Origin of the sequence: Serratia plymuthica NBRC 102599 (assembly GCF_001590925.1) — a bacterium.
GTDB classification, from domain to species: Bacteria; Pseudomonadota; Gammaproteobacteria; order Enterobacterales; family Enterobacteriaceae; genus Serratia; species Serratia plymuthica.
In genome coordinates this window covers 1-1415 of sequence record NZ_BCTU01000060.1, presented here as the reverse complement: position 1 = coordinate 1415, position 1415 = coordinate 1, and the positions used below count along the sequence as shown (strand labels likewise).

Annotated in this window: 1 protein-coding gene; it reads left to right on the top strand. The window is 51.0% G+C overall.

Translation table 11 applies throughout. The features are described 5' to 3' along the window. Positions 1 to 83: 83 nt before the first annotated feature. Positions 84 to 1406 carry an IS4 family transposase gene (locus tag SPL01S_RS24095; RefSeq protein ID WP_063203200.1) on the top strand — a complete coding sequence of 441 codons (1323 nt, stop codon included), beginning with the start codon at positions 84 to 86 and terminating at the stop codon, positions 1404 to 1406. Positions 1407 to 1415: the final 9 nt, after the last annotated feature.

Genomic DNA, 1415 nt, shown 5'->3' with positions numbered 1-1415 from the left:
CAATGCCGATCGTTTAAGGATCGGTTGAACGATCCAGTGGTTGCTGTAAAAAGGGTTCCAGGACATGACTGGAACCTTTTTTTATGCACCTTTCTCAGGCTCTTGGCATTATCAACATTACCGCCCCTGAACAGGTTCAGACGCTGGCTGATCTTTTGCCTCCTGACCTCATTCAGCAGGCTTTCTCTCTGACTGATACCGTCACACTCAGAAAACGTAAACTCCCTCTGGAATCCATGGTTTGGCTGGTCATTGGCATGGCGATCTATAACAACCGTCCCCTGTCGCAAATCGTGAATCTGATGGACATTGTTGACCGAACAGGTCGCCCGTTTACCGCCCCCAGTTCCGTAATCCAGCGGCGTAAAACACTCGGTGAAGACCCCATTAAGGCCTTGTTTAAACTGACCGCAGACTACTGGCATCAGGAGGCACGTCATCCCTTGTGGCACGGCTTAAAGTTGCTGGGCGTCGACGGCGTAGTCTGGCGAACACCGGACACGCCAGAAAATGAAGCCGCCTTCGGTAAAAGCCGGACTCAACACGGCGATACAACCTACCCTCAGGTGCAGATGGTGTGCCAGATGGAGCTCAGCAGTCATCTGCTGGTTGCCAGTGAGTTCGACCGCTACGAAACGAATGAGATGCACCTGGCCGCCCGACTGACGAAGGGCACGCCAGACAACAGTATTACCTTGTTCGATAAAGGCTTTTACTCACTGGGCCTGCTTCACCACTGGCAGAACAGCGGGGAAAATCGTCACTGGCTGCTGCCACTGAAGAAAAACACGCAATATGAGGTGATACGAAAGCTGGGACGTCAGGACCAGTTGGTGAAGCTGAAAACAAGCCCACAGTCACGTAAACAATGGGATGGATTACCCGAAGAGGTGATGGCACGGTTAATCGTGCGAACGATAAAAGGCAAGGAGCGGGAGGTGCTGACGTCGCTGACAGATACGATGCGTTATCCGGCGGCAGATGTGAGCGAGCTTTATCAGCATCGTTGGGAAATAGAGCTGGGTTACCGGGAAGTGAAACAGGAGCTGCTGGGCAATAGATGGACGCTGCGAAGTAAACTGCCGGAGATGGTCAGGCAGGAACTATGGGGAGTGCTGCTGACCTATAATCTGGTGCGATATCAAATGGTAAAAATGGCGTTCCATCTGAAGGGAGATTACTTGCCTTATCAGTTAAGCTTCAGCGGAACAATAAGTGAAATCTTGAGGTTACTGATAGGGTTACCGTTATGTTCACCAGGCGCGGTACCTGGGCATCTGAAGTATTTTTATGAGGTTGCAGGGAGTTTGGTGCTACCAGGTCGAAGGGAGCGCAGTTATCCCCGGGAACTGAAATCATTGAAACGAAAATACCCTATAAAAAACAATGCCGGTCACCTTAAGTGACCGGCATTA